Annotated in this window: 12 protein-coding genes and 1 tRNA gene; 10 read left to right on the forward strand and 3 right to left on the reverse strand. The window is 32.6% G+C overall.

Annotated elements, in window-relative coordinates; genetic code table 11:
- Nucleotides 1-34 precede the first annotated feature (34 nt).
- Complete coding sequence (trxB, locus tag AC2TDS_RS08385) at nucleotides 35-973, reverse strand: thioredoxin-disulfide reductase (RefSeq protein WP_484738646.1); 939 nt, start codon at nucleotides 971-973, stop codon at nucleotides 35-37.
- 210 nt (nucleotides 974-1,183) lie between these two features.
- On the opposite strand from trxB, the gene AC2TDS_RS08390 reads away from it, so the two are divergent.
- From AC2TDS_RS08390 to AC2TDS_RS08405, 4 genes are all read left to right on the forward strand, one after another.
- Nucleotides 1,184-1,261 (forward strand) — tRNA-Pro (locus tag AC2TDS_RS08390).
- 53 nt (nucleotides 1,262-1,314) lie between these two features.
- A complete protein-coding gene (locus tag AC2TDS_RS08395; RefSeq protein ID WP_484738647.1) occupies nucleotides 1,315-1,926 on the forward strand; it encodes a DUF4230 domain-containing protein in 612 nt (203 codons plus the stop codon).
- On the forward strand, nucleotides 1,927-2,292 hold the full coding sequence (locus AC2TDS_RS08400) for an MmcQ/YjbR family DNA-binding protein (protein ID WP_484738648.1): 366 nt from the start codon (nucleotides 1,927-1,929) through the stop codon (nucleotides 2,290-2,292).
- 4 nt (nucleotides 2,293-2,296) lie between these two features.
- Entirely contained in the window at nucleotides 2,297-2,845 is a 549-nt protein-coding gene (locus AC2TDS_RS08405) for a 5-formyltetrahydrofolate cyclo-ligase (protein ID WP_484738649.1), read from the forward strand.
- Nucleotides 2,846-2,898: 53 nt separating this feature from the next.
- Here AC2TDS_RS08405 and rho read toward each other — a convergent pair whose 3' ends face one another.
- Nucleotides 2,899-4,617: a transcription termination factor Rho gene (rho, locus tag AC2TDS_RS08410; RefSeq protein WP_484738650.1), complete on the reverse strand. Its 1,719-nt coding sequence runs from the start codon at nucleotides 4,615-4,617 to the stop codon at nucleotides 2,899-2,901.
- A gap of 200 nt (nucleotides 4,618-4,817) precedes the next feature.
- On the opposite strand from rho, the gene AC2TDS_RS08415 reads away from it, so the two are divergent.
- From AC2TDS_RS08415 to AC2TDS_RS08430, 4 genes are all read left to right on the forward strand, one after another.
- The gene (locus AC2TDS_RS08415) at nucleotides 4,818-5,255 is read left to right on the forward strand and encodes a DUF4293 domain-containing protein (RefSeq protein ID WP_484738651.1); all 438 of its coding nucleotides are present in this window, start codon (nucleotides 4,818-4,820) and stop codon (nucleotides 5,253-5,255) included.
- 482 nt (nucleotides 5,256-5,737) lie between these two features.
- On the forward strand, nucleotides 5,738-6,391 hold the full coding sequence (locus tag AC2TDS_RS08420) for a response regulator (RefSeq protein ID WP_484738652.1): 654 nt from the start codon (nucleotides 5,738-5,740) through the stop codon (nucleotides 6,389-6,391).
- Nucleotides 6,392-6,714: 323 nt separating this feature from the next.
- The gene (locus AC2TDS_RS08425; RefSeq protein ID WP_484738653.1) at nucleotides 6,715-7,407 is read left to right on the forward strand and encodes a hypothetical protein; all 693 of its coding nucleotides are present in this window, start codon (nucleotides 6,715-6,717) and stop codon (nucleotides 7,405-7,407) included.
- Nucleotides 7,408-7,507: 100 nt separating this feature from the next.
- Entirely contained in the window at nucleotides 7,508-9,406 is a 1,899-nt protein-coding gene (locus AC2TDS_RS08430; protein WP_484738654.1) for an ATP-binding protein, read from the forward strand.
- Here the strand turns inward: AC2TDS_RS08430 and AC2TDS_RS08435 are convergent.
- Entirely contained in the window at nucleotides 9,393-9,890 is a 498-nt protein-coding gene (locus tag AC2TDS_RS08435) for a metallophosphoesterase family protein (RefSeq protein ID WP_484738655.1), read from the reverse strand. The two genes, AC2TDS_RS08430 and AC2TDS_RS08435, sit on opposite strands and share 14 nt — an antisense overlap.
- A 477-nt stretch (nucleotides 9,891-10,367) precedes the next feature.
- Between AC2TDS_RS08435 and truA the strand changes: the two genes are divergently transcribed.
- Together truA and AC2TDS_RS08445 are read left to right on the forward strand one after the other, a co-directional pair.
- Complete coding sequence (gene truA / locus AC2TDS_RS08440; protein ID WP_484738656.1) at nucleotides 10,368-11,102, forward strand: tRNA pseudouridine(38-40) synthase TruA; 735 nt, start codon at nucleotides 10,368-10,370, stop codon at nucleotides 11,100-11,102.
- Nucleotides 11,102-12,868, forward strand: coding sequence for an ABC transporter ATP-binding protein (locus tag AC2TDS_RS08445; protein ID WP_484738657.1), 1,767 nt, complete (start codon nucleotides 11,102-11,104; stop codon nucleotides 12,866-12,868). Before truA ends, AC2TDS_RS08445 begins: the two co-directional genes overlap by 1 nt.
- The last annotated feature ends 41 nt before the right edge of the window (nucleotides 12,869-12,909 follow it).

A 12,909-nucleotide genomic window follows, 5' to 3' on the forward strand; every position in this document is an offset into this window, starting at 1 on the left:
AAAGGAAGCTTTTCATTATTATATTCTTTCTATACTATTCCAAAGCACCTAAATAGCGTTCAGCATCTAAAGCCGCCATACATCCTGTACCAGCTGCCGTTACAGCCTGACGATACTCTTTATCTTGAACATCACCTGCTGCAAAAACACCAGGTAAATTCGTTTTTGTCGTTTTTCCTTCTGTAATCAGATATCCTGTATCATCCATTTCTAACATCCCTTTAAAAAGCTGTGTATTAGGCGTATGCCCAATCGCAATAAACACACCCATTACGGAAATATCAAATTTTTCACCAGTTTGATTGTTAACAGCACGAACACCTTCTACAACATCAACTCCTAACACTTCATCAATTTCTGTATTGTATAATACGTCAATATTTGGTGTTTTTTCTACTCTGTGTTGCATTGCCTTAGAAGCACGCATATAATCTTTACGAACTAATATGGTAACTTTGTTACATATATTCGCCAAATAAGTAGCTTCTTCCGCTGCGGTATCTCCAGCTCCAACCACTACAACATCCTGCCCCTTGTAAAAGAATCCATCACAGGTTGCACATGCCGAAACACCACCGCCAATTAAACGTTGCTCGCTCTCTAACCCTAAATATTTAGCCGTTGCTCCTGTAGAGATAATTACAGTTTCTGCCTCCAAATCTGTTGTCTCATCTACCACAACTTTATGAAGCGCTCCTGGTTTCTCAGCAAACTCAACTTTTGTAGCCATCCCAAAGCGGACATCAGTTCCAAATCTTTCAGCTTGATTCTTCAAATCCTCCATCATTGCCGTTCCATCGGTTCCATTTGGATACCCCGGAAAATTATCAACTTCTGTTGTCGTAGTTAACTGCCCTCCCATTTGCATGCCTGTATACATTACTGGTTTCATATCTGCTCTAGCTGCATAAATCGCTGCAGTATATCCAGCAGGCCCAGAACCTATAATCAAACATTTTATTTTTTCCGCCATATTTTCTTATAAATTAGTGTTTACAAATGTAGTTTTTTTATTTTTTTTACCAACTTAAGACCATATATTTTCACTATCGGTTAATAGACAAGAAAAATGACACATTTAGTTATTTTTTCATTTGTGTTATGCTTTTTTTTTATACATTTGCAGTCCCAAATAATTAGGGTTTAATTTTTGTGTTTTTATCCAAAAACGATTTACACTTATCGGGGTGTAGCGTAGCCCGGTCATCGCGCCTGCTTTGGGAGCAGGAGGTCGCAGGTTCGAATCCTGCCACCCCGACCAAAAAGACTTAAGAAAAACTTAAGTCTTTTTTTATTTTTAGTAACTTCGTGTTTATGGAATTACTTTTTTTAGGTTTAGCTGGAGGAGCCGTTATTTCTTACTTTGTTTTTCAAAAGTTTGCTTCTTCAAGTAAAAGAAATTTAACCGAAAAACAATCTGTTGTACTCTTAGACAAGATTAAAAAGGTGTCAAAATTGATCACTGTTGAAGGAGAATTTGCAGAAATATATCATCACGAAAACTCAAAAGAAAAGTTTCTAGGGCTTATTACCAGTAAGAAAAAAGCCATTATCATCATCAATGCAAAAGTACATATTGGCTTTGATTTTAGAAAAATTAAAATGCAAGCAGACACTAAAAACAAAACTATTGTTTTAGCAGCGTTTCCAGAACCAGAAATATTTTCAGTAGAACCTACTATTCGATTTTATGATATTCAAAACGGCCTATTAAATAAATTCAACTCTGAAGATTTAACAAACGTTAATGCCGAAGCCAAAGAGCACATAATTCAAAAAGTGCCAGAAAGCAACCTAATGCAAACTGCTAACAAAGAAGCCTTGGAAGCCATTGTATTAATGAATAATTTAGTGGAAACCATTGGATGGAAACTTGATTATACCGCTTTAGAACTACCGTACACACAACTAGAAAAAGTTAACTAGATGAATATAGAGCAACTTCACGAATATTGCACCTTAAAGAAGGGAGTTACAGAACATTTTCCTTTTGACGACGTTACCTTAGTATTTAAGGTGATGGGTAAAATGTTTGCACTTGTAGGCTTAAGTAATTGGGAAAAGGGAGAAACTAAAATAAATTTAAAATGCTCTCCAGAGTGGTCTGAAGAACTTAGAGCTACATATGATAGCATTAACCCAGGATTTCACATGAACAAGAAACATTGGAATACTGTTACGCTAAACAACGATGTTTCGGATACGCTTGCTTTTGAATTGATTGATCATTCTTACGGTTTAGTGGTAGATGGCTTGACAAAAAAAATGCAAACTGAATTGAAAAATTTATAGCCTCGTGAAAAAAGCAGCGTTAAGAGACCTTTATAAGCACAAAAGAATAAAACTAACTCGCTCTGAAAAAGAAACTTTCGAGCAATCTATTTATGATCAGGTTTTCAAACTGAATATCAAAAGCATTAACAATGTCCATTTATTTTTATCGATGGAAAAATTCAATGAAATCAATACACAACCAATTATTGATTTTTTTAGAAAACGGCAAAAAAGAATAATTGTTAGTAAGTGTAATTTTAAAAACGATTCTTTAACCCATTTTTATCTCGAAGAAAACACACCACTCAACTTAAATAAGTTCGGAGTACCAGAACCCATAAATGCAGAGGAAGCAAAAGTTAAAGATATTGACCTAGTCTTTGTTCCCTTACTAATATCTGACAAGAAGAACTACAGAGTAGGTTACGGAAAAGGATTTTATGATCGGTTTTTAGCCTCTTGTAAAAACCCTGTAAAAACTATTGGTTTAAATTATTTTACACCTATTGACATTATTGATGATGTCAATAAATTTGACATTCCTTTAGATACTGTACTTTATCCCAAATAAAAAAAACCTACTAACAAAAGCAGGTTTTTTTACTATCTATATTATGTATAAACTTATCCGTTCATTGAAATTAAAAACTCCTCATTATTGATTGAAGTTTTAATTCTTTGTTGAATAAATTCCATGGCTTCTATCGGATTCATATCTGCTAAATACTTACGCAACACCCACATTCGTTGAACAGATTTTGCATCTAACAATAAATCGTCACGACGGGTACTCGATTTTATCAAGTCAATTGCAGGGTAAATTCTACGGTTAGAAATATTACGATCTAACTGAAGCTCCATATTACCAGTACCTTTGAATTCTTCAAAGATCACTTCATCCATTTTAGATCCTGTTTCCGTAAGCGCCGTAGCAATAATAGTTAAAGAACCACCATTTTCTATGTTACGTGCAGCTCCGAAAAATCGTTTCGGCTTATGCAATGCATTAGCATCAATACCTCCTGACAAAATTTTACCAGAAGCTGGTGCTACGGTATTATATGCTCTAGCTAAACGTGTTATAGAATCTAGCAAAATCACTACATCATGACCACATTCAACTAAACGTTTTGCCTTTTCTAAAACAATATTAGCTACCCTTACGTGTTTGTCTGCTGGTTCGTCAAAAGTAGAAGCTACAACTTCCCCTCTTACACTACGCTGCATATCGGTTACTTCTTCAGGACGCTCGTCAATTAATAAGACTATTTGATAAACTTCAGGATGATTTGCAGCAATAGCATTCGCCACATCTTTCAGTAACATTGTTTTACCCGTTTTCGGCTGTGCTACAATCATACCACGTTGTCCTTTTCCTATAGGTGAAAACAAGTCTATGATTCTTGTTGAAAGCGAGCTTCCTTTCTGCGCTAAATTAAATTTCTCTTCAGCAAAAAGCGGCGTTAAGTGTTCAAATGAAACTCTATCGCGAACAATATTAGGATTTAATCCGTTTATTTTTGAAACTCTAATTAAAGGAAAGTATTTTTCGCCTTCTTTTGGTGGGCGCACATTACCTCTTACGGTATCCCCTGTTTTTAAACCAAATAGTTTAATTTGTGATTGCGACACATAAATATCATCTGGAGATGATAAATAATTATAATCAGAAGATCGCAAAAACCCATAACCATCAGGCATCATTTCTAACACACCTTCACTCTCTATAATTCCATCAAATTCAAAATCAGGATCGCGATATTTATTACCACTTTTATTGTGGTTCTGGTTTTGGTTTTTGTTTTTATTTTGGTGGTGCTTGTTTTTATTGCTTTGCTGATTTCGTTGCTGTCTAGTATTCTGATTACTATGTTGTTTTTTATCTTCAGAAACTGGCTTTCGGCTATCTTCTACCTTACTCTGCTTTGCCTTTACCGGTTCTTTTTTCTTTTCAACAATCATCTCTTTTTTAGGCACCGGTTTTGGAAGCACTTCTTCTGTCTTTACTTCCAACTCTTTTTTAGGTACCTCTTTTTTAGCCTCTTCTTTTTTAGCCTCTTCTTTTTTAGGAACAGGTACCGGGTCTTTTGGAGCTTTTATTTCTTCTTTAGTTTCATTAGATCCAGATGCTTTTTTTGATATTCTTCTTCTTTTAGGCTTTTCTTTTTGAGCTGACACCTCTACTGGCTTTTCTTCTCTATTAGTAGCCTCTGCTTGTGCATCTAAAATTTTGTAAACTAAATCTAATTTTTTTAACTGACTAATCTTGGTTAATCCAATAGACTTTGCTATTGTTTGTAAATCAGTAAGTTTCTTAGCTTTTAATTCCGAAATCTCGAACATTAGTTATAATATTAGGTTAAAAATTCTTATTGTTAAGAATTTGAAAAAATTTTTGTTTGTTTTCCTGATTGCTTCGTTATAGGAAGTATATAACAGTTACATGTGCGGTTGCTTACAAGGCAAATATATGCAAATAATTTAACTTGTTTATATTTCTTTTTAAAAAAAGAAGTCCTATTTTTGCCTTTTAACAAAAAAAAATGATTCAACGTATACAAACTATATATCTTTTCTTAGCTACTCTGATCTCTGGCGGATTGACTTTTTTAGTTAACTTATGGACTCAAGGGAAAGAAAACACTCCTATATATATAGTAGACTTATTTACAGCTGATACCATTTTTCAAAAATTGGTTCCTGTATTATTTTTTATCTCTGCCTTATTATCATTGGTCTCTATCTTTTTATTTAAAAATAGACAATTACAGTTCGTGGTAGGCAGATTAGCTATTTTGACAAATCTTTTTTTATTAGGATTATTGATTTATGTATCACTAACATTATCTGGAGAAGCAACCGTTTCAGAGAAAGGTATTGGGATGTTCTTACCTATTATTGTTATTTTGCTGGTAGTTTTAGCAAATAAAGCAATTAAAAAGGATGAAGATCTTGTAAAATCTGTAGATAGATTACGATAAGCCTAACATCTTAGTATATTTAGTGCGATAAAAGACCGAGAAGCCATTCTCGGTCTTTTTAATTTCTGCTTTATAATGCCTTATACGCAATGATTTAAAACTAGTGAAAAAGAAAATGATGATTTTTTTCTTACTAAAAATTATGCATAGCCTTCGTTTATGATTTCCTTTCCTAATAAAGAAGAGTGCAAAAACACCTTTTTATTACGATAATTATAATTTGTAAATGGTATTATATATTGAACAAATAAAATAACGAGTAAAAATGATCAACTTAATTATGGTTTTCAATTAATTTATTATAACTTTATGGTATAAACATATACTTCAAACCATTGAAAACCAACACATTAATACCAAATGTTAAAGCCGAATTAAGGGTAAACCCTAGCGAGTTAAGTAAAAACCCTTAAGTAACGTTTAGGGGTAATGAGTATTGTGGGAAACGAAGTTGTCATATAAATTTGTAAACGTAAACAAGCATGAGTTACAAGATTAAAGTTCATATAGCCGATGATCACAAAATCCTTATAGAAGGAGTGATGGCTTTAATAAATATTGAAGATGACATTGAAGTCGAGGGATTCTCTTTAACAGGAAAAGAACTCGTAAGCTGGTCAAGCACAAACACCGCTGATATATTGGTACTAGATATTAATATGCCCGAGATGGATGGAATAGATGTTTTAAAAGTTTTTAAACAACGTGATGTAAAAATCAAAACCATTATTCTCTCTAGTTTAAGCGATGCCAAACTTGTTCAGGAAATGATTGCCTTAGGCGCTAACGGATTTCTAGAAAAAAGTTGTGCAAGTGATCATATTGTCGACGCTATCAGAGCTGTAAATAAAGGGTTACAGTATTTTAATGAAGATATTAAAAGTAAACTCTTTAATTTATATGTGGCAAGCTCTAAGATAGAAAACAATAAAGAAGAATCTCATAAAGAATTAACCGATAGAGAAATTGAAGTTCTAAAGTTAATTGCACAAGAGAGAAGTTCATCTGAAATAGCCGATATGCTACGTATCAGTGTAAAAACTGTAGAATCATATCGTCGCAATCTTTATAAAAAATTAAAAGTAAAAAATGTAGTAGGTTTAGCGATGTACGCAGTTAGGAATAAGATAGTATAATCCTTTCATTCTATTTTCTTTGCCCCCAAAGACCCCCCTCATCCTATGATTCCTGATGAAATACATCGCTAAGAACTACAGTTAATAAGCATGAAAATATTTTTGGCGATGTACGCTGTTATTTAATAATAACATAGTTTAGAGAAACCCCTTCATTTTGTTTTCTTTATCCCCTAACGTTGAGAACGTCCCCCGTATCTCCATCTGTCTTCACTAAGTACATCGCCTTATTTTCTATATTTCGTATACAAACACCAATAAATATATTTAACTCTTATTTTTTTAAAACTCTTATTTTTTAAAACCTTTAAATAGCAGAAACCATGAGAAAAATTACAATCCTTTTCGCAGCTCTAAGTCTTATTTTTTTTACATCTTGTTCATCAAACGAAAGTGACGCAGAATTACTTACTAACCATGAAAGAGATACTAACAAATTACAATCGTATACCTTAAAGAGAAATGCCAATGGCCAATACTCTTTAGACTATGATGTGGCAGAAAACACCCAAGTAGACAACTTCCAAAACCCAGATAATTCGCACGAAATTGTGTTATCTGATAACAACGATGAAACACCAGAAAATCATACCGCTAATTACAAACTTGAAGAAGATTTTTTAAAAATCAATTTCTTAGAATCAACTAACGGTAAAAAAACGAGTATTGCTGTTGAAGATGAAAATATTACCTTCGCAGGAAGAACGGGGGTTACAGAATACCTAAACAATTATAGTATTACCAGAAACACAAACGGCACCTTTACCTTAGATTTTGAAATTAACGCTAGTGTACAAGCCGAATTTGTGTATAATAACGATATCGAAACCTATGAGGTACATTTATCAAAAGGAGATGGCAAAAACACCTCTTTTTCAAGAATACTAGATGTTACTGATAGTAATGTTTTAAAAATTACTTTTGTAAATCATAAAAATGATGGACGATCATATGGGCGAATTTCAACCAAAAGAAAACCACAAGTTGTAATAGACAATGGGAATGATTTTATGTAGTACTTTCAAAACCATTAATTATCAAATTATACTCGGGTATTCATTTTATATCTTGAGCATAAAAATATATCATATTTCACACCAAACTAATACAGTTTAAATGATTAAAGAAATATTGCTGAAAATTCATCTATTACTTTTATTTTTAGTGATAGCCTCGCAGACTTATGCACATAGTAAAACTGAAAGAATAGTCTTATCTGATGATATGACTATTCTTTTTATTAATCAAACAAATGATTCTACATTAATTGAAGAAAAATTTAGTTCCATATATGCAAAATTTAAACAGGAACACTATCTAGAAGCTTTGCAAGAAGCTTATTCAGTATATACTGAAAGTAAAAAAAATAAAAACTATCACTTAACATACCTTTCTGCACAGCTTATTGCTGACATCTACGATAAAACTTATGAAAACAAAAAAGCCTTAACCTTCTATAAAATCGCTTTAGAAAATCTGGAAACTGCATCCACTGTTAATGGATTAGAGTTTAAAAGAAATCTAGAATTCTCTGATATAGATTTTGCGAAAATTTATCTCCGTTTAGGAAGCGCTTATCTTCATGAATTTAAAACCATAAGGGATCTTCTAGATACTGCTGAAGAAAAAAAAATTGTTAGACAAGACATAATAAAAAAATTATCAAAGACAAGAGATAGTGCAATATATTTTTTAGAAAAAAACGGTCGGTTAACCGGTTTAAACAATGATATCCAAATATGTAAAGCAAGTTCTTACACTAATCTTTCCGCCTTATACCAATTGGATTCATTATTCGACAAATCCAAAGTCTTTGCACTCAAGGCTGTCAATATTCAAGAAAAACTTGGAGATAAGGTAAAATTGGCTTATGCATTGAATAACCTAGGTAATATAGACTTATTTGCAGGTAACTTTAAAGGAGCTAAAGCTACTTACCTTAAAGCCATAAACATAATAAGTGATCAACAAAGACTCAAAACAGATAAATTGAAAGCTACGCTATACAGTAATCTTGCTTGGGCTATGAGAACATTAAATGAGGTAGAAGCTTATGATAAGCTAGAAGTATCCTATGAAATTGAAGATGATCTAAGAGAGAAAGACTTGAGAAGAGTGATTAAGAACCTGGAAAACAATCATAATCAATCACTTATAAGACTAGAACATGACAAAGAGATAAAGATTGAAAAAATAAAAAAAAGAAATACTGATAAAATGCTTTTAGGGCTAAGTTTACTTATTCTAATAGTTTCCGCAGTAATAATCTACAACTACAAGCTACGTCAAAAAAACCTGAAACTAACACTAGTACAGAATAAACTTGTAGAAAAACAAAATATAAGTCGTTTACGCTCAGAATCGCAAGTAAAACTATTAAATGCCACTATTGATGCGAAAGAAACTGAAAGAAAACAGATTGCCGAAACCTTGCATGATAGTGTGAGCGCTTTACTGTCATCAGCAAACATGCACCTAAGCGCTACCAAAAAACAATTTAACGGCAACTCACCAATAGAATTAGAAAAAACGCAAGAAATTATTTTAGAAGCTTCGCAAAAAGTACGTGATTTATCACACAACTTAGTGTCTTCGATACTATTAAAATTCGGTATAGAATACGCTATTAAAGATATTGCTAAAAAATACTCCAACTCTGAACTTACTTTTCATACAGCTTTCAATAACGTACATAGGTACAATCAAGAGTTTGAAATAAAAATTTATAATGTAATTCATGAACTTATCAATAATATTATAAAACACAGTCATGCGAGCAATGCACATATTGTTATTGAAGAGAAAAACGGATTTCTTTCTATATTAATAGAAGATGATGGTGTTGGCTTTAACTACAAGCATAATAGTAGAAAAACTGGTCTTGGTCTCCATCAAATAGAAGCTAGAATACAAGTAATGAATGGTAATTTTTTAATAGAGTCTGGCATAAAATTAGGTACTAAAATCTCTATGTCTATTCCGGCTAAAAAACGACCTAGCTTTAATTTCGCTTAGCCAATTCAATAATTTCTAAATTTTTTATCTGACCATTGTCTAATTCAAACCGCAACATGGTGCGCACCTTATGAAAGCCATGTTTACCTGCTGCACCCGGATTTAAATGAAGTAAATTCAGTTTTTTATCATATTGGACTTTTAAAATATGAGAATGACCACATATAAACAATTGAGGGGCTTCTTTTTGTAAGCCTGCTCTCACCCTAGCCGTATATTTACCTGGGTACCCGCCAATATGAGTTATCCAAACAGTAACCCCCTCTACTTCAAACCTACTGTCTAACGGAAATTCAGCCCTAGCATCTTTATCATCAATATTACCATAAACCCCCCTTAGTGGCTTTATTTGTTGTATGGTATCCGTAACTTTTAAATCTCCTATATCACCAGCATGCCAAACTTCATCAGCTTGTTTAACAAACTTTAGAATTTGCTCATCGATATAACTATGTGTATCTGACAACAGTACTATTTTCATCATTTAAAAGTGTTTATAGTAAATTAATTATAGCTGCTTAAAATCACCCCTAACCATATACAAATAGGATCTATTTCATCCAAATCATTTAAGCTCATTCCTATGCACTATGGCGTCATTCTGATTACGAAGCAAATCTACAATTTAGCAAGCATCAGAACCCATAAAACCCAACGCTAATTAACCAGTTTTTTTTTAATACAATTTAACTTATAAAGCTACCGTAATTTATTCTAAGAAACCGCTTTAAAAAAAACAAACTCGTAACGAATTACGAGTTTATCTTTTAAGGGGACAGACATACGGGGGGACTATTTGTCTATTGACTCAAATATACTAAAAAACCACGTTTTATCCCCTTAACAAATGTTAATAAAACATGTTAAATAAATGTTAAGACCCTAAAAAAAACCCTTATAATTTTTTATACTTTCTAATAGGTAAAAATTCCATAATTTAGCAGTTCAAAACATTGTTTTATTGAGATATTTTATTGAACTTTCATATCACGGAAAAAATTATCACGGTTGGCAAATACAACCCAATGCTATCACCATACAAGAAAAAATAAACAAGGCCATAAGCACTATTTTACAAAGTGAGGTTTCAGTTGTAGGAGCAGGCAGAACAGATTCAGGGGTGCATGCCATTCAAATGTACGCTCATTTCGATACAGACAAAGTAATAGACAGTAATTTTAGTTTTCGATTAAACGCCATATTACCAAATGATATTGTTATTTATAAAACCCTACAAGTACCTAAAGAAGCACATGCCCGCTTTGATGCTATAAGTAGAAGTTATGAATATCGAATTTGGTTAGGGAGAAATGCTTTTTTATTAGATACTACATGGCAACTTCAATATGAAAACATAAATATTGACGCCATGAACGAGGCTGCTGAAATATTATATGAATATACTGATTTTGAATGTTTTTCAAAAGTTAAAACCGATGTGCATACCTTTATCTGTGAAGTTAGCAATGCCCACTGGAAACTCACGGAAAACGCTTTAACTTTTCATATTACCGCCGATCGTTTTTTAAGAAACATGGTTCGCGCTATTGTAGGAACTTTATTAGACGTTGGCTTGGGTAAAACATCTATTGAAGGTTTTAGAAAAATTATTGAAAGTAAAAACAGAAGCAATGCTGGTGTTTCAGTTCCAGCAAAAGGATTATTTTTAACCAACGTAGCATACAAATATATATAGTGAGTACAACATCAGGAAAAGCATTTGATATTAAAATTTTTACAAGGCTCATGAGCTTTGCTAAACGATATAAGTTAAAATTTGGCATTGCTATTTTTTCAACAGTTCTTCTAGCCATTGTTTCTGCTGCCGACCCTTATATTTTAATATACGCTATCGACAATTTTACAGAAACCAAAAACCTTGATCAATTACTTTTCAATATTCTTTTATTGATAGCTGTTTTATTAATTCAAGTACTACTTCAATTCTCTTTTATTTATTACGCAAATTGGGTAGGACAACATATCATTAAAGATTTAAGAGCCAAAACATTTAGAAAAATTATAGGGTTTAAAATGAGTTATTTTGACACAAACTCTGTTGGCAGACTGGTTACTAGAGTTGTTTCTGATATTGAAACTATTGCTAATTTTTTTACACAGGGTGTTTTTATGATCGTTAGTGACATTTTAAAAATGCTTGTTGTTGCTATTGTGATGTTTGTGATTAACTGGAAACTAGCATTAATTGCTCTAGCCGTTCTTCCTGTTTTAATCTATGCTACAAAACTTTTTCAAATTGCGATAAAAACAACCTTTCAAGATGTCAGAAACCAAGTAGCTAACCTCAACGGTTTTGTACAAGAGCGTGTAACTGGGATGAAAATTGTTCAGCTTTTTAACCGTGAAAAAATTGAGTATGACAATTTTGTAACTATTAATAACAATCATAAAAAAGCACATATTAAAACGGTCTGGTATTATTCAATTTTCTTTCCTATCGCTGAAATCTTATCATCAATTGCTATAGGTTTGATCGTTTGGTATGGCGGTTTTCAAATAGTTGAAAATAATGCATTAAGCATTGCTACTATCATCGGTTTTATTAAAATGGCACAAATGCTTTTCAGACCCTTACGACAAATTGCAGATAAGTTTAATCAGTTGCAAATGGGCATCGTATCAGGTGAACGCGTGTTTGCCGTAATTGATACCGAAAGCTCAATAGACAAGAGCGGCCATATTGATGCAACGCATATACAGGGTAATATTTCCTTTACCAATGTTCGGTTTTCTTATATTGAAAATGAAGAAATTCTAAAAGGAATTAGCTTCACCGTCAACCAAGGACAAACAGTGGCTATTGTTGGTGCTACGGGAGCCGGTAAGTCTACAATAATTAGTTTAATCAGTAGGTTTTATGAAATAGACAGCGGAGAAATTACGATAGATACTACTTCTGTAGACAAATACGATATTAATACTTTACGAAGTAAAATAGCCATTGTATTACAAGACGTTTTTTTATTTTCTGACAGTATTTTAAATAATATTACCCTTAACAACGATGCTATCTCATTTGATGAAGTAAAAACAGCCGCTAAACAAATAGGTATTCATGATTTTATAATGAGTTTACCCAATGGTTATCATTACAATGTAAAAGAAAGAGGTGCTATGTTGTCATCCGGACAACGCCAGTTAATAGCGTTCTTAAGGGCTTATCTAAGCACCCCTAGTATTTTGATATTAGACGAAGCAACCTCATCAGTAGATTCGTACGCCGAACAAATGATTCAATACGCTACAGACCAAATTACAAAAAACAGAACTTCAATTATTATAGCGCATAGGTTAGCAACGATAAAAAAGGCCGACAAAATTATTGTGATGGATGAAGGAAGGATCGTAGAGCAAGGAAATCATAACGATTTACTCAAAAGAGAAGGTGGTGTTTATAAAAACCTCTACGACAAACAATTTAGTAAGGAAACTGTAGAATAAAGTTTGATTACACCATTCAAAAGAGTACATTTGTTTTCGAT

The sequence above is a fragment of the Tenacibaculum profundicola genome (assembly GCF_057220795.1).